The sequence below is a fragment of the Nannocystis bainbridge genome, assembly GCF_028368995.1.
Lineage (GTDB): Bacteria > Myxococcota_A > Polyangia > Nannocystales > Nannocystaceae > Nannocystis > Nannocystis bainbridge.
The window spans coordinates 525,130-539,478 of record NZ_JAQNDL010000003.1 but is presented as its reverse complement, the minus strand read 5'-3'; the positions used below and the strand labels follow the sequence as shown (position 1 = coordinate 539,478).

Below are 14,349 nucleotides of genomic sequence, written 5' to 3'. Positions count from 1 at the left end.
CCGACCCGAGAGACATGTCTATGAACTACACACCCGCAGAGGCCGCCGCGTGCGGCGGCCCGAGTGCGCTCTATGGCGCGATGTTTGTGGCCCGCCTGTCGTTCGATCTGATCGTGCGGGAGCAGGTGGCGAAGGTCGCCGGCCGTCGGCCCCGGCGGCGGAGGCCCGTGCGCGTAGAGGCCGCGAGCACGACGGCCCTTTGGCTGTGCGAGAGGGCGGCCCGCCTCGGGCTCGCCGCTCGCGCATGAGGTTCAGCAATGGGTGAAGTTGATCAAGCGTTACAGACCGCCGTCGCGTTGATGCCTGCTCGCGGCCGGCGTCCTGTCACGGTCCGCGGCTGGTGGATCGTCGGGCTCGACGAGGGGCGCGTGGTGGCGGGCCCGCTTGGCCAGTGGCCGGCGGCCGGCGCGGAGTATCGGCGGCTCGACCTCGGTCCGGCCCTCGCGGCCGCGCTCGAACTCGACAAGTCGCGCGCGTCGCTCCGTGCCCCTGGCGCTGCGGCCTCGCTGGCCGGCCTGGCGTGGGCGGAGCTCGACGGGCGCCCGGTGGCCCTCCCGATCCCCGACGGCGTGCGCCCGCTGCTTGTCGGCCCGTTGACTGCCGCCGCGGGCACCTGGGGACCGCGGGCCTTTGAGAGCGCGGCGGGCGAGCAGCTCGCCCGGCTCGTCCGCCTCCCTGGGCTCGACTCTCTGCTCGGCACGTTTGAGACGCTGGCGCTCAACGACGACAGCGCCCGAGACGCTCTGTCGCGTCTCCGGGCTCGTCACGTGGTGATCGTCGGCGACGCGCTCGGGATGCTGGCGCGGGCCGCGGGGGTTGCCCCGGCCGTCGACGACCTCGTCCGCGCGGCCGAAGCGGCCACGGCGCGCGCCGTGCCATGGCCTCGCGCGCGCAAGGGACAAGTCGACCTGGCCGACAACGCGCGCACCGCCGCGACGCTCGTGTCGGCCGCGCTCGATGCTCGCGGCCGGCGGCGGCTGCCCGGGGAGTTGGCCGCAGAAGCCTGTCGCCGGTGGGTCGAGGCCGGGAACATCGGACCCGAGCACGCGGCGGACCGGCTTCATCACCTCGGCGCCGCATGGCGGCAACTGTTTGCGGCGGGTGTGGCTTGGCCAGGCTCGCGGCCGGGCGCGGGTTGGGCACCCGACCTCGCCCACGACGATCCGCATGGTGTCCTTTGGGACACGTACACCGCGACATGGGCCGGCGCGACGCTTCGGATCAAGGGGCCCCCGTGGGAAGTGGAGGTCAGCTCGCCCGCGTGGCAGCGCCGGCTGGTTGCGCTTCCGCGGTACGACGCGACCTGCCGCGAGGGCGCACACTTGCTCGCCGAGATGTTGGCGCGGGCCGCCGGCGCCCGCTCGCCCTGGGAGCAGCGCGAGCTTGAGATCGACGCGGAGGCGGCCGCGTGCTGATCCGCTGCAGCGAGAGCAAGACCCGGCCGTCCCAATTCGAGGGAAAGCACGCCCTCGTCTTTGGTCGCGATGAACACGGGCGCACGGGCATGTGGATCGTGTGCGGAGCCTGCGAGCGCCGCGACTTCGCAACCTTCAAGCCGCAGATCAACCCGATCGCCGTCACGCAGCGATGGACGCGGCTCGGGTGGGCTGTCGTGCGCGACGGCGAGAAAGCAACCTGTCCAAAGTGCCAGGAATCAAAGAACATGCGTAAACACAGCGAGGAAGCGACAGGTAAGCACGGCGACGACGCGAAGGTCATTCAGCACCCCGCACACAGCATCGCGCGGCCGCCCACGACGCCGCCGTCCGCCCCGCGGCCGGTAACGCCGCCGGTGTCCGCAACGTCGCAGCCGGAGCCCTCGCCGGCGCTCGACGCAGGAGGCCGCCCCTCGCCCGAGGCCGCACGCGCCCTGCGGGACATGTACGATCTTCTGGACGCTCACTTCCAGGTCGAGACGGGGCTCTATACGGAGGGATGGAGCGACGAGGCGATCGCCGGCAAGACCCGTCTCGACGTGGGGACGGTGGCCTTTTACCGCGACGCCGCCTTCGGGCCCACGGTGAATCCGCGCGTGCGCGAGCTCGAAGCCCTGATCAGCGGCTTGGAGGACCGCTTCCGCGAGGAGATGGCCGCGAGCGCGGGCCTTGAGACTCGGGTGCGGGAGGACGCGGCTCGCCTCGCTGCGGAAGCGGTCCGCCTCTCCGAGGAGGCGGCGGCGATCAAGACCATGCGGGAGAACTTGGCCGACGACATGCGGGGACGGATTGACGTGCTTCGCCACGAAGTCGCCAGGCTCGCGCGCTGGGAGGCTGAGCAGCGCCGGGAGGGTCGCTAACATGGCGGAAAATAGCTGTCTGAATGAGCAGGCGAGGCCCTTGTTGGACGTGCTGCGGCGCGAGCTCGCGGGCGGGTGGGCCTGCCCGAGCGCCGATCGGCTCGCCGCGCTGTCCGGCCTTCACCGCGCGACGGTGTATCGCCACCTGCGCCGTCTCGAAGAGGCCGGCGCGATCCACCGCGAGCGCCGGCGCGTCGAGGGCCACTTGCGGACCGGCTGGACGCTCGCGCCTGCCGATCCTGTGCGCGGGGCCGCCGGCGCCCTCGCACCTGTGCGGCCGGTCGAGCGCGTCCGCGCCGCCCGCATCGTCGAGCGCTACGGGGTCGAGCTGGTCCGGGCCGCTCTCGCCGACGCCCCGCGGATCGACTGGCACACGCGCCGCGGCTGGCGCCTCACCCTTGCGGGGCACGCTCAGATTTCGCGCGCACGGGAGCACAAGGCCCGCTGGGTCCCGATGCTCGCCGGGGCCGCCCCTGGCCTGCCGCTGTCGATGCCGCCGAGGCCCACCCGGCCGCGGCCGCGGCCTCGCCCGTCGCCGCTGCCTGCGCCGCGCTGGATCGGGGGTACTCCGTGACTCGCGTGGCATGTCCTGGGAGACAGGTCGAAACGGGCAGGCTTCGGGGAGCGGCGCGCGCCTACCTCGCCGTCGCCGCCGAGTGCCGCGACCAGGCCGAGCGGCTCGACCGCGAACGCGCCGCCAAGCTCGCGCCGCTCCTTCGTGCTGCCGATCGGGGCGGCCTTCCGCCCGAGGTCGTCGCGCTCGCCAGGGAGAGGCGCCCGTGAGCCGCTGTAGCGCCCAGTTCGTCGACGCCGAGGACGAGCGCCGCATGTTCGAGGCCCGCGACGAGGCCGCGATCATGCGGGCATTTCTGCCGTATGCGAGGGCCCTGGCTCGCACCCTGGCCGCCGCCGCGCGCGTCGACGCGGACGAGGTCGAGGCCGAGGTCGGCGCCGTGCTGGTCGACCGGGTCCGCTCGTTCGACCTCGGCCGCAGCGTGCGATTCGCGACCCACCTGCGCTGGGGGATTCAAACGGTGTGCAGGAAACTCCAACGGCAGGCCGGGCGGATCGTCTTCATCGGGGACGGCGTGGCCGGGTTGGTCGCGCGGGACGAGCCCGACGCCAAGGACGCGGGGCGCAGGCTGCGGGCTTGCCTGGACCTGGTCACGGACGCGCAGCGGCAAGTGATCCTGGCGCGTCTGCACGATAGCGACCCGGGGCTGCGCCCGCAGCAGGTCCGCTCGCGTTGGCGGCGCGCGTGCGAACGGATCCGGCGCCGCACCGAGTCGCGCTAAGGCCATGTCCGAACAGACATGACCTATAGAACAGGACCATTTAGACACATGGTGAACGGATGAACGCAAGTCGCCCGGCGCAAGAGGCGGAGCGCGTAGTGTTGGCGTCGGTGCTGGTGTTCTCCGGCCTGCTCGCGCAAGTCGCATGGCTGCGCGTGGACGACTTCGAGGACGGCCAGGGCCACCGGGAGATCTGGGGGGCCGTGCTGGAGCTTGCGGCGCGGGGCGTCCCGATCGACGTGCTTTCCGTCGAGGACGAGATCCGGGGCCGCGGCGAGCACAAGCTCGCGGGGCGCTCACTTGCCCGGCTCGGCGAGGAGGCCACCCGCGCGGCGCCGATCTTGCGGCGCTATGCCGCAGAGATCCGCAGGCGCGCGCGCATCAGGCGGGTCCGCGAAGCCGCGCTCCGCGTGGCCGAGGCGGCGCGGGACCCGGAGGCGGAGCCGGCGGCCGTCGAAGAACTGCTCGCCGAGATCGGGCGCGATGCGCCGGCCGTCGCTGCCGAGGGCCCGACCTGCGCCCGCGACGTGCTGCAACACCTCGGCGAGCGCTGGGCCGCTGGGCCCCCGCCGCGGGTCCCGTTCGGCTTCCCCGAGCTCGACAAGGTGCTCGGCGGCGGGATGGAGCCCGGGAATCTATATGTCCTCGGGGCCAGGCCGCGCGTAGGCAAGACGGCGCTAGCGATCGGAATCGCGTGCGACCTCGCCGTCCCGCGCTCGCGCCAGGTCGTCGCCGGCGAGCGGCCGTTGCGGCCCGTTCTCTTCTTCTCGCTCGAAATGACGGCTACGCAATTGATCGAGCGCGCCCTTGCCCGCGAGAGCCGCTGCGACCTCGCCGCGGTGCGGTCCCAGACGCCGCCCGAACACGCGCGGCAGGCCCTCGCGGACGGCTGGTGTCGGCTGGGGCTCGCGCCGTTCTGGATCGACGATCGCACCCGCGATGTCGCCGAGATCCGCAGCCGGGCCATGGCCTTCCGCGCGACCGCCGTCGACCAACAAGTCCCACCGTTGATCGTGATCGACTACCTGCAAAAGGCGCGCAGCGACCGGCGCGAGCAGCGATACACGGAGATCGGGGACATCGCGCGGGCCCTCAAGGATCTTGCGAAGGCCGCGGAAGCGCCTGTCCTCGCGTTGGCGCAGGTCAACCGCATGGCGGCGGGACGGGCCGATCAGCGGCCCACGCTCGAAGATCTGCGCGAGGGCGGAGACATCGAGGCGGAGGCGGATTTCGTCGGGCTGCTGCACCGGCCCGAGCTGACGCTGACCGTCGATGCGACCGCCGACAAGCGGGCCGCCGCAGCCGGGCTCGCCGAGTTGCGCGTCGCGAAGAATCGCCACGGCCCCGAGGACCTGATCAAGCTTGCATGGATTGCCCAACAGACCCGCTTTGCACCCTTGGAACGGAGAGCAGCATGACCACCGCACAAACGAACCCTGAGCACGCCGCGGCGTTGCAGATCGCGATCGACCTCGAAGAGCAGGCCAGCGGCCTCGAAGCAGCCCTCGCCGAAGTGCGCGCGCAGGCGCAGAACCAGCGCGCCTACGCCGACGCTCTCGGCGAGCCGTCGCCGCTCAAAGGCGCCGAGGTCGTCGAGCGGCTGTCCGCCGGCCTCGCCGCGGAGTTGAGCGGCACGCTGGCCGCCCTCCCGCCGCGCGAACAGACCCCGCTGCGGGCTGCTGCCGTGGCGGCGTTCTTGGCGTCGACGCGCGTCGAGACGATGGAGGAACGCGAACTCCTGGCGCTCCGGGACGGGCTCGGGAGTCCGCCGCGGTGGAGCCGGGCGCATGCGATCGGGGCGCTCACGTCGGCGGCGCTGTCGCGCGCGATGGCCGACGCTGACGGGCTGCGCGACGGGCAGGTCGAGACCGATCGCCGTCTCGAGGCACCGCCGCGCGACGAGCCGCCCCACACGCCCGCCGCGGCGCCTGGCCGCCGCGAGGTATGCGTCCGGCGAGCTACGTTGCCGGCTGACCCGCCGTTCGGCTACACCTCGCTCGTATGCTTCCCGAGGGACACGCCGCGGAAGACGTTGGTGGCGAGCCGCTGCTGAGTGTCCTCCTGTTTCAGAGTCTCCTGCCAGAAGGCCGGTGCGAGCTCGAGGACGCGGCGCCGGGGCCACGACGGGAGCAGGCACAGCAGGTCGCGGAGGTATGCCCAGGGCTCGATCCGGTGGAGCTGGCAGCTCGCCAGGAGCGACACGAAGAGTGTGTTGGCGCGGGCGCCCTCCTCGCTGCCGAGGAACAGCCAGTTCTTGCGGCCGATGACCTCGCGCCGGAGGTTGCGCTCGGAGATGTTGTTCTCGAGGGGCAGCCGGCCGTCGCCAAGGAAGCGCTGCAGGGCGATCCGCTGATTGCGGGCGTAGCCGAGGGCTTTGGCGAGCGGCGTACCATCGAGGGCGAGCGCGGCCTGCTGGTCGCACCAGAGGAAGAAGGCGTCGACGATCGGTCTCGACTTCGCCTGGCGGACCGACTCTCGCTTCTTGCGGGGCGCCGTCGCCAGCGCGCGCTCGATCTTGAAGAGCGCCTTGATCAGCGACAGCGCGTGCCGGGCCAGCTCTGGCTCCGAACCGAGGCACTTGAAGAAGTACCTCCTGCAGTGGGCCCAGCAGCCGACCTCGACGACATCGCCGCTCGCGTACAAATGATCGTAGACCGCGTGGGCGTCGGCGACGAGATAGCCCGTGTAGCCCTTCAGCAGCCGATCGACGGCCTCGCTGTCGTGGGCCGGCGAGAAGCGGAAGAGGACGTGGCGCTCCGGCGCCACGAGCACCCAGAAGTGGGCGCGCTGGCACTGCTCCTTTGCCTGCACGAGGACGCCGGTCGCGTCAGTGCAGAGATAGGGCTGCGTGAAGGCGTCGGCAAACATCGCCTCAACGAGCGGCTCGACGAGATCCGCGAGTTGCTCGTGCCAGCCGCAGATCGTCGAGCGCGCGAGCTGCAGCCCGTCGCGGGCGTAGAGCGCCTCGAGGCGGTTCGCGGGCAGGTGGTCTTGCCAGCGATGGACGATCGTGTCGGCGAGCAGCCCGGGGCCGGCGAGGCCGCGCTCGATCGGCAGCTCCAGCCGCTCGGCAATCTGCACCGCCGGTGCCTCGATCGCCTGGTCCTCGACCGTGCCCGGCGCCTCACCCTTGCGGACAAACTTCGGCCGGACGATCCGCGCGACGACGAGCGAGGCCGGTCGACGTTCGACGACCTCGCTGACGACCTGGCCGATCCGCTGGAACGCGTCGAGGCCCTCGCGCACGACCTCGGGCGGCAGGACCTCGATCTCGACCCGCGGGAGATTCTCGGGAAGGGGCCGACGGCCGCGAGAGCGTCGCCGGGTAGACGCAGGACGATCGACCTCGTTGTCGTGGGCGTCTTCATCCTCGGCGTCGTCGAGCTCGAGCTCTTCCTCGACCTGCTCCACGACGACGTCGCGGCCGGCGAGCATCATCTCGAGGATCTGCAGGGCGAGCTGCGGATCGTCGCCGGCGGTGAAGCGCTCGGCCTTCTTGCCGACCACGATGCCCTTCTCGAGCAGCTTGCAGCGCTCGAGCAGCTCCATGTACAGCGTCTTGTACCGCTCGCGCTCGGCGGTCAGCTTGTCGATCGTGTCCGCATGCTCGCGCATGCGGCTCTCGAGTTCATGGCGGACGAGCTCGACCTCGGTCACGCCTCCTACGTACGCTTTTGAGCATTCACGTCAAGAGCGATTTCGACCCTCGCGGCGTGGGGCTCGCTCGACGCCCCGCAGCAGCTCCGCGAAGTCCTTCGTGTCGACGACCACCGAGCGCTGCGACGGCTCGTCCGTCGCCGGTACGCGGAACAGCGCTCGATGCAGCCGCTTGTACATCAGGCAGTAGCCGTTACGGTCCCACCACAGCACCTTCACGCGATCGGACCTGCGACTGGCGAACACGAAGACCGCCCCGCCGCGCGGGTCCTCGCCGATCACCTGCCGCACGGTGAGCGCGAGCGCATCGAACCCGCGCCGCATGTCCTGCGGCTCGGTGCATACGAAGATCCGCACCGACGCCGGGATCATCGTCGCCCCTCCAGCACATCGAGCACGCGCCCGAGCATGTCGGCCTCGACATGGCCACGGATCCGGAGCACCACGCACCCGACCTCGAGCTCGAGCACGCCGGGCTCGGTCGTCAGCAAGGCACCGACCTCCTGCGTCACCTCGACGAAGCCGGCCTCGCCCGCGCCCTGGTCGCATGCATCGGCCCGCGCCGCATGCAGGCGCCATTTCCACCATCCCAGCGTGTGTGGATTGACCCGGATGCGCGCCGCGTACTCCTTGCAGGTCTGACCGCTGGCGATCCAGCCGTCGACCCGCTTGCGCCACGTCGCCTCCGTCGCCGTGCTCATGGCTTGACCTTCGCCCGCGCTCGGGCCGCCCGGTCTCTCGGCCGCATCGGTCGGAAGTCCAGCCGCAGCGCACCGCCGAACGAGCTCGCCTGCCACGACATGTCGCTCGGGATCAGCAGCGCGAACGTCCCTCGCGCCGGCGGCTCGGGCTGCAGCACGACCGCGCCACGGTCATCACGATCTTCATCACTCTCTTTCGACATTCAGCCTCCGAGGCCCTCTTGTAGGTCCTCGGCTGGCTCCTCGTCACGACGTAGCTCGCCGGACGCTTACGCCGCGAGCGCCGGAGCGCGAAGCGGTGAAGAAAAAGCCCTCGTGGGACGAGGTCAGGCCGGGGGTGTGGATCCTCGGTACCGACGCGGCCCACGTCTCGATCGAGCTGACGCGGGCCGGGCGCTTCAACGTGTCCGGCCGCGGCGGGCCGGCTGTCGAGCTCGACGCCGCCACCTTCGCCGAGGCCGCCGCCGCGGGGGAGCGCGCGTTGCTCGTGGAGTGGCCGCGCCTGCATCGCCGCTTGAAGCGTCGGCGGCGTGAACAGCTCGCACTGCCCGCCGTGCTGCATACCGAACTGGTCGAACTCGCCGTGGAGGCGCTGTTACGGATGGCCCACGTCGACGCCTTTACCCCAGAGGAGTAGGCTCCGTTTGCTCGGTCGGATCTCGTACGCGAAGCCGGTCAGCACCGGCGCGATGCTGGCGGAAGCGACGGATGGGTGAACAGCTCGATCATGACCCGGCTTGAAGCCAGCGAATTTGGACAGGGCCCGGGTCCTCGGCAGCGCGGCTCACGCGCAGGACGTAGCGGCCAGGCAGCACGGAAGGGCTGAACTCGGTACCGTCCGGACCCGGGTTCAAGCGCACCGTTTCGGTTAGCGCCAGGGAACAATCCGTAGTGCAGGGCTTGAGCTCCACCAGCACGGTGCTGGGTTCACCGTCCTGGGGGGCGTCAAATGTGATGAACTGGTCCGTGCTCGTGAGTTCGAGGGTGATGTCTCGCCAGATCCTCAGGGTACCATCGGGAGATGCGTGCGACGATGGTCCAACGACTTCGGGATCGGCACAGGAAATGTCCAGATCGAAGTGTGTCGTCTCGCCGGTTGGAAGCACGTCGCCTGGTTGCGCGCACCCATGAAACCAGTACTGCGTGGCGGGTGCATCGCAGTACCACCACTCCAACTCCGCCTCGTAGTCGCTTATCGCGTCGTCCAGCGTCATCCCCATGGCTTGATCGAACGTCTTCTCGAAATTCGCGCGAGACTGGTCCCATGAGGTCGCCTTCAAGAGCGCGACGTACGACTCCAAGCCGTTGGCGTGGATCAGGTAAGACGTGAATTTCGCGGCGAGCCAGTATCCCCTACTTCCGAGGCCCTCAGACCACGCGTTATCTATCAAAGAGCGGAATTGGAGGCCACGAGCGTCCTCTGCGCCTGCGCCATGCCCTCTTCCCCCCCAATAGGTCGCGGCACCCTCGTCAAAAACATGAGGCATGCCGCCGTGGGCCCACTGGACAGCATGCACGATCTCGTGGAGATTGAAGAGATCGGTCGTGACCGCTGCGCCCTCATCCGGGAGGTAGCAAGCCGTACTGGGCTTTGGGCAGATACGATCGCTGATGGGAGAAGGGTACAGATAGTATGTCACGACATGGTCCGCCGGGGCGTCGAACATCTCTTTCAGCAGAGCTGTGTGACTGTCCAGCAGCGTCAACGTTCCCGGACACCAGGCGTCGAGGTCCAGGTCGGTGCCGACTTGGACGTGCTCCCCGGCCCAGACGATCGGCGGACGCTCCCGGTCACGGCATCCGCCGCCCACCACGAGGAGACCGGCCAAGAGTAAGATGCACGAGCGTGGTGGGCTGGCGGGGAGCATTGTGAGGCGACTCCGTGGGCTCAGGGGCTGAAGATAAGCGTCCCGATCGCGAGGGTCCACTCATCCTCGTTGGCGTCCTCATACACGAGGTCGAACGGGGAAACCGTCCACACGTATTCCGGATCCACGAGCATCGGAGGCGCGCGATCAATCTCGATCGTCGACGCGTTGTAGACCGTTTCGACGCTGGCTTCCCCATCCGCGAACCCGGAGACAAAGAACTGGGCGCCACCGGGATCGATCTCGAACAGGAAGGTGCCAACCGGGGTCGCGTGCACTGCATGCAGCAAGGCGACGCGGGCGCGGTCCACTGTCGTGGAAGTCGTGCCGTTCGTAATCACTGCAGGTTCTGCCGTGTCGAGCTGCAGCGCATCGATCCACACTCCGACCTCCGAATCATGAGTGGAGATAAACGAGTTCGCGGAGAATTCGGCGGAGCCCTCGTAGGCGGGAGTGCCTGGCCCGAGCAGTTCGGCATCTCCTTCGAAGAGCGTGAAGACGTACCCGTCCGACGGGTCGACCTCGAGGAAGTGGAAGTCGTTGTTGTCGCTGGCGCTGCGGCAGAGGCCCCATGTGGCGGCATTTGCCGGAATAAAGATGTCGCTGACCTCGGCATCCTGGATTTCGAACTCGACGTTTTTGATATTGAGCGTATCGGCACCCTCGCCCAGCACCCAGGTACGGTTCAGAGTGAAGAAGTCGGTGGCGTTCTGCGGCTCATGGTCGATGGCGCCGGAATTCTTCCAGAGCTCCGTGAAGCACTCCAGCTGATGTTCCGCGACCCAGTCCGCCAGGTTCTGGAGTTGCGGATTCGCGACGTTAGGGACGTCCGGATTGTCTTTGAGGGCGAGGATTTGCGACCAGAGGGACCTGCACGCTTGTTCCGCGAGGTCACGGTAACAGGCCATGTAGTGTGGCTGGAGCACCATGTCTTCCTCATCATCGAACGCCGGAGCGCAGCACGCCATCACCTTGGGCTCTTCGTAGCTTTCGCCCTCCACCCCGGGCCCGAAGGTGACCGGCCGCGGCGGGAAGGGGGGGATCACGACTGGGTTTCCCGAGACTTCGACGTCGAACCGGACGATTGCGGTCCCGGTGCCCGCGCACTGGTGCACGAAGGCGGAATTCACGCCGTCGGCGGTGCCCAGACAGCCCTCCCATACAGGGTCGTCTCCGCCCCCCGTGGTGGGCAGCGAGGTGGTGGGCAGCGTCGGGTCGGAGGAGGACATCGGAGGGGCCGTGGGATTCGTGTCGCCCTCCGTGGCGGACGTCGGTGGCAGGTCACCGGGCGTGGGATGCTTGCAGGCCGCGAGCATGAGGAGCACGGTAGCAAACGTGGAGATGGTGCGAGAGGGATACATGGGATTGGCTGAATGGTGCACGAGAATGGCGTTCTGCATGCGGCGCTCCGGGCGCCACTTCGGCGACTCCCCAGTTTGTTGAGGGAAGTGATTTCGAAGACTTGTCTGCAGATGCGCACTCTACGGATGTTAGGTTCGCTCGGATGCGCTCCGAGTTCCGGACATGTGTTCGGATGAACCGGGCAATCGTCCAAGTCACATGGACATATGTCCGAGCGCCTGCGAGAATTGCGTCAGAGTTCGCCTGGGTCGACGTTCGGGCTTGGGCACTTGTCCGCCAAGCGTTCGCACGCGATCAGCGGGTCCCGCCAAGCGTTCAGTCCGGTAGGAACGCGAACAATGGGTCCAGATTGGAGGCCACTAAGCGATGTAGCTGCAGGCGTCCACACACCCGCTCAGCGTGGCCCACGGCTCCGCTCGGCCGCCGCCGCGCTGACCCTCGACGCCTCGGCGAGTCGCCCTTGCCGCGGCTGAGCGGCACGCTGGCCGCACTCCCGCCGCGCGAACAGGCCGCCAGCGCCGCGTTCCTGGCGTCGACGCGCGTCAAGACGATGGAGGAACGGGAACTCCTGACGCTGCGCGACGGGCTCGGGAGGTCGCTGCGGCGGAGTCAGGCTGGTCGGCTGCGGCTGCGGCTCGGCCATGCGTTCACTCAGGAGGGCACGCGATCAGCGGGTCGCAGATCGAGGGGCGCTCGCCGCACGGCGCGGCGATAAGCGCGTCGGCACATGCGATGTAAGCGCACGCGTCCACACAGCCGGTCAGCGCGTCCCAAAGCTCTACGCAGGCGGCCGCGCTGACGGGCTTGCCGCACGTCGGCCGGCCCCAAGGGTGCTCTTCACAAAAGCCCGCGGTCGGCTCGCCGCAGCCGGTCGTGGGCGCGTCCATCGACGTCGCCGAGGTCGTGCCCGAGCTGGTCGAGGTCGTGCCCGAGCTGGTCGAGGTCGTGCCCGAGCTGGTCGAGGTCGTGCCCGAGGTCGTGCCCGAGCTGGTGGCCGAGGTCGCCGGCGGCGTCGGGCCGCAGGCGAGCAAGAGGACGAGAGCGGAGGCGGCGCGCATGGTCAAAGGAACAGCCGGTAGAGCAGATAACCGCCGGCGGCGACGGCGACGACCTCGCCGGGACCCGGGCCTGCGGTCAGGTTCTTCGGGCTGCCCCACACCCCCGGCCCGGGGGGCTTGCCCGCCTGCGGCGCGGGCTCGGTCATGCCGCCGTCCCACCCCTCGCCGAGGGGGTCCCACGCTTTCCAGGGGCCGTGTTCGGGGGGCTCGGCGCCGTTGGCCAGCGTGCGCAGGAGAGGATCGCGCGAAGTCTTGCAGGCGGCCTTAAACTGGTCAGAGGTGAACGCCCACTGGTAGATGGCCGCTCGCCGGATCCGGAAGAAGCTACGGAACAAGAGCTCGATCTCTCGGATGACCTCCCACGGATATCCCGTCTCAGGGATCGGGAGCGGCAGCGCCGAGGTCGAGGTCGGCAGGCGCTCCGCGTCCAGGTAGACGCCGGCGTCGACTTGCTTGTCCGGAAGCGGCTTCAGTTTGCGCCACCCGCTGACCTGCACGAAGTGGCGATAGGCCCGGGCGACATCGTCCCACGGGATTTGTGCGTGAAGCGGCGTGAGGCTGTGAATCGCCGCGGCGAGAGCCGCCATGTCCGCGGACTTGTCGAAGATCGGAGACCCGGACGAGCCACCCGGAGGGCCTTGCCAGCCGCTCCAGGGGTACGTGCCCCACGAAAAAAGATACGTGTACCCCGGCGGCGGCGCGTAGCCCCTCACCAGGACCGAAGCGTCGAGCACGTTGGCCGCGTCCGGCGAGCCCTTGTTCGGCGCGTTGCCCCAATACTTCTCAACGTAGGCCCCAGGGATCGGGCCCACGGGCGCCGGCTTGTCCCACCAGACCTCAAGTGCGCAAGGCTCGTTCGGCTGCTTCACACCCGGCGGCTCGCCGCAGGCGAGGCCGCGAAACCCCCCGAGCAACGTCGGCTCCGGCCAAGAAAAACCCTTTTCCCACAGGTCGGGCTGCACGACCGGCTCGTCGTATGGCGGCCCCGACCACGTGGGCATGAGGATCTGGGACTGCGCGACGCGGCTCGCGTGCCACACGTAATAGGGGTCGTACTGGCTCAGGTGGGCCCCGGCCTTCTTCGTCCCCTTGGTCAAGTCGAGCGCCTTGGGCGTCGGTGCTTTCGAGCTCATGCACACCTGCGACCAGGCGCCGCGGGTGTAGTACCTGGCGACGAAGGCGGCGCGCGTGGCGGCGCGGCGTTCGAGGTTCTCGGCGGCCTTCTTGTTGGCCTCGCCCTGCAAGTAACCCCAGGCGCTCTTGATCGCGTTGTACGCCACGCCAATCGCGGCCACCGGGGAGGGCGCGACCAGGAGCATCCGATACGCGTCCATGATCTTCCGGCTGATCTCGAGCGCGCGATCCAGGTCGTGCAGGACCACGTCGATCCGCTCGGCGAACGCCGGCGCGAGCTTGTCGACCGTCAATTTTGCGTTGGACAGGTCGAGGCCCGTCTCTTCGCGGACGAGGTCGAGGACGCTCACGGCCGGATATGGCACGGCCGGCGTTCGCTGCGTCGCTCGGACGCGACGCCGCGGACGCCGCGTCGCTCACACCGTGCCGACGCTCAGACCGCGCCGACGCAGAAGCCGCCCTCGTCAGCCGTGCAGAAGAGCTCGACGGACGCCACCGGGCAGGAGTCGACCTCGGCCTTGCATGTCCACGTGCAAGCGCCCTCGTCGTTGCAGAATTGCCCGTCCTCGCACTCGCCGTCGCCCTCGCAGGCGGTCGCGCAGTGGCCGTCCTTGCCGAGGTAGCCGTCGCCGGTGTTGCACGTCAGGCCCTCGGCGCACGGCGCGTCGCCGTCGTCGACCACCTTGCAGGATTCGCCGTCCTTCGGCAGCTCGACCGGCTCGGGCTCGCGGCATGCGGAGAGGAGGGCGAACGGCAGGAGCAGCGACACCAGGGCGGCGGCGAGGGGGAAGCTCATGGCGTCCCGGTTGTCGGTGCTCGACTCGCGCGTGTCAACGGGCGCCGGCTCCGCCTGCGCCATGACGCAGCGGTCCGCGCCGACATACGCCGCGACGGCCATTGCGATCGCGGCCAGCCAGGGCGGCGCGGGCCGGGGGTGCGCGTCGAGGGTCGTCATGCGCCGGCGAGCACGTAGCCGAG

15 protein-coding genes are annotated in these 14,349 nt (G+C 69.5%); 7 read left to right on the top strand and 8 right to left on the bottom strand.

Annotated elements, in window-relative coordinates:
- Positions 1-257 precede the first annotated feature (257 nt).
- The 6 genes from POL25_RS27570 to POL25_RS27545 all read left to right on the top strand — a co-directional run bounded on the left by POL25_RS27570 (position 258) and on the right by POL25_RS27545 (position 5,644).
- The gene (locus tag POL25_RS27570; RefSeq protein ID WP_272089202.1) at positions 258-1,415 is read left to right on the top strand and encodes a hypothetical protein; all 1,158 of its coding nucleotides are present in this window, start codon (positions 258-260) and stop codon (positions 1,413-1,415) included.
- Complete coding sequence (locus POL25_RS27565) at positions 1,409-2,296, top strand: hypothetical protein (protein ID WP_272089201.1); 888 nt, start codon at positions 1,409-1,411, stop codon at positions 2,294-2,296. The genes POL25_RS27570 and POL25_RS27565 overlap by 7 nt, the downstream gene beginning before the upstream one ends.
- Before the next feature lie 49 nt (positions 2,297-2,345).
- Positions 2,346-2,870, top strand: a complete 525-nt coding sequence (locus POL25_RS27560; protein ID WP_272091136.1) for a helix-turn-helix domain-containing protein — start codon at positions 2,346-2,348, stop codon at positions 2,868-2,870.
- 253 nt (positions 2,871-3,123) lie between these two features.
- The gene (locus POL25_RS27555; protein WP_272089200.1) at positions 3,124-3,591 is read left to right on the top strand and encodes a hypothetical protein; all 468 of its coding nucleotides are present in this window, start codon (positions 3,124-3,126) and stop codon (positions 3,589-3,591) included.
- A gap of 59 nt (positions 3,592-3,650) precedes the next feature.
- Complete coding sequence (locus tag POL25_RS27550) at positions 3,651-5,009, top strand: replicative DNA helicase (protein WP_272089199.1); 1,359 nt, start codon at positions 3,651-3,653, stop codon at positions 5,007-5,009.
- Positions 5,006-5,644, top strand: a complete 639-nt coding sequence (locus POL25_RS27545) for a hypothetical protein (protein ID WP_272089198.1) — start codon at positions 5,006-5,008, stop codon at positions 5,642-5,644. Before POL25_RS27550 ends, POL25_RS27545 begins: the two co-directional genes overlap by 4 nt.
- Here the strand turns inward: POL25_RS27545 and tnpC are convergent.
- Genes tnpC through tnpA form a run of 3 tightly spaced genes read right to left on the bottom strand, consistent with a single transcriptional unit; the run spans position 5,578 to position 7,949 of the window.
- Complete coding sequence (tnpC, locus tag POL25_RS27540; protein WP_272089197.1) at positions 5,578-7,248, bottom strand: IS66 family transposase; 1,671 nt, start codon at positions 7,246-7,248, stop codon at positions 5,578-5,580. The genes POL25_RS27545 and tnpC overlap by 67 nt on opposite strands.
- Positions 7,249-7,278: 30 nt before the next feature.
- On the bottom strand, positions 7,279-7,620 hold the full coding sequence (gene tnpB / locus POL25_RS27535; protein WP_272089196.1) for an IS66 family insertion sequence element accessory protein TnpB: 342 nt from the start codon (positions 7,618-7,620) through the stop codon (positions 7,279-7,281).
- Positions 7,617-7,949, bottom strand: coding sequence for an IS66 family insertion sequence element accessory protein TnpA (gene tnpA, locus POL25_RS27530; protein WP_272089195.1), 333 nt, complete (start codon positions 7,947-7,949; stop codon positions 7,617-7,619). The genes tnpB and tnpA overlap by 4 nt, the downstream gene beginning before the upstream one ends.
- 298 nt (positions 7,950-8,247) lie before the next feature.
- Between tnpA and POL25_RS27525 the strand changes: the two genes are divergently transcribed.
- Positions 8,248-8,586, top strand: coding sequence for a hypothetical protein (locus POL25_RS27525; protein ID WP_272089194.1), 339 nt, complete (start codon positions 8,248-8,250; stop codon positions 8,584-8,586).
- An 88-nt stretch (positions 8,587-8,674) separates the two neighbouring features.
- On the opposite strand, the gene POL25_RS27520 is transcribed toward POL25_RS27525, so the two are convergent.
- From POL25_RS27520 to POL25_RS27500, 5 genes are all read right to left on the bottom strand, one after another.
- Positions 8,675-9,778: a hypothetical protein gene (locus POL25_RS27520; protein WP_272089193.1), complete on the bottom strand. Its 1,104-nt coding sequence runs from the start codon at positions 9,776-9,778 to the stop codon at positions 8,675-8,677.
- 59 nt (positions 9,779-9,837) lie between these two features.
- Positions 9,838-11,217 (bottom strand): hypothetical protein, encoded by a 1,380-nt coding sequence (locus POL25_RS27515; protein WP_272089192.1) that lies wholly within the window; start codon positions 11,215-11,217, stop codon positions 9,838-9,840.
- Positions 11,218-11,826: 609 nt separating this feature from the next.
- A complete protein-coding gene (locus POL25_RS27510; protein WP_272089191.1) occupies positions 11,827-12,237 on the bottom strand; it encodes a hypothetical protein in 411 nt (136 codons plus the stop codon).
- A gap of 2 nt (positions 12,238-12,239) precedes the next feature.
- Positions 12,240-13,721 carry a hypothetical protein gene (locus POL25_RS27505; RefSeq protein ID WP_272089190.1) on the bottom strand — a complete coding sequence of 494 codons (1,482 nt, stop codon included), beginning with the start codon at positions 13,719-13,721 and terminating at the stop codon, positions 12,240-12,242.
- An 83-nt stretch (positions 13,722-13,804) separates the two neighbouring features.
- The gene (locus tag POL25_RS27500) at positions 13,805-14,326 is read right to left on the bottom strand and encodes a hypothetical protein (RefSeq protein ID WP_272089189.1); all 522 of its coding nucleotides are present in this window, start codon (positions 14,324-14,326) and stop codon (positions 13,805-13,807) included.
- Between the last annotated feature and the right edge of the window lie 23 nt (positions 14,327-14,349).

What these genes read in the sequence shown, in the direction of transcription:
- POL25_RS27570 (WP_272089202.1), top strand. Translation starts at nt 258, where the DNA reads ATGGGTGAAGTTGATCAAGCGTTACAGACCGCCGTCGCGTTGATGCCT.
- POL25_RS27555 (WP_272089200.1), top strand. Translation starts at nt 3,124, where the DNA reads ATGTTCGAGGCCCGCGACGAGGCCGCGATCATGCGGGCATTTCTGCCG.
- POL25_RS27550 (WP_272089199.1), top strand. Translation starts at nt 3,651, where the DNA reads ATGAACGCAAGTCGCCCGGCGCAAGAGGCGGAGCGCGTAGTGTTGGCG.
- POL25_RS27545 (WP_272089198.1), top strand. Translation starts at nt 5,006, where the DNA reads ATGACCACCGCACAAACGAACCCTGAGCACGCCGCGGCGTTGCAGATC.
- tnpB (WP_272089196.1), bottom strand. Translation starts at nt 7,620, where the DNA reads ATGATCCCGGCGTCGGTGCGGATCTTCGTATGCACCGAGCCGCAGGAC.
- tnpA (WP_272089195.1), bottom strand. Translation starts at nt 7,949, where the DNA reads ATGAGCACGGCGACGGAGGCGACGTGGCGCAAGCGGGTCGACGGCTGG.
- POL25_RS27515 (WP_272089192.1), bottom strand. Translation starts at nt 11,217, where the DNA reads ATGCAGAACGCCATTCTCGTGCACCATTCAGCCAATCCCATGTATCCC.
- POL25_RS27510 (WP_272089191.1), bottom strand. Translation starts at nt 12,237, where the DNA reads ATGCGCGCCGCCTCCGCTCTCGTCCTCTTGCTCGCCTGCGGCCCGACG.
- POL25_RS27500 (WP_272089189.1), bottom strand. Translation starts at nt 14,326, where the DNA reads ATGACGACCCTCGACGCGCACCCCCGGCCCGCGCCGCCCTGGCTGGCC.